The sequence below is a fragment of the Paenibacillus sp. 102 genome, from assembly GCF_039549175.1.
Lineage (GTDB): Bacteria > Bacillota > Bacilli > Bacillales > Bacillaceae_G > Bacillus_A.
The window spans coordinates 1-327 of sequence record NZ_JBCGHT010000081.1; the positions used below are offsets into that span (position 1 = coordinate 1).

Here is a 327-nt window from a genome sequence, read left to right on the forward strand (position 1 = left end):
GAATTTCGGTTTGGCGTAGCTAAAAAGCACTTAACTTTGCTTTTTATTTTTTTGTTCTGATATAATCAGTCTTATAAAATAGAAAGGTTGGTATTACAGTGAAATTAGATAGTAATAATCATTCAGTGTTCCTATTGTATTATCACCTTGTATTAGTCGTAAAATACAGAAGAAATGTATTTGATAATGATATGTCAGATTATGCAAAAGACATGTTTGTACGGTTATCTGGGAAGTATAATATAACATTGGTAGAATGGAATCATGATGTTGACCATGTACATATCTTGTTCAAGGCACACCCGAATACAGAAATGACAAAGTTCA

Annotated in this window: 1 protein-coding gene; it reads left to right on the plus strand. The window is 30.6% G+C overall.

The window, feature by feature from the left end; all coding sequences use genetic code 11:
• Positions 1 to 98 precede the first annotated feature (98 nt).
• The coding region (gene tnpA / locus AAIE21_RS29420; RefSeq protein ID WP_343269882.1) for an IS200/IS605 family transposase at positions 99 to 327 on the plus strand (229 nt) is incomplete at its 3' end.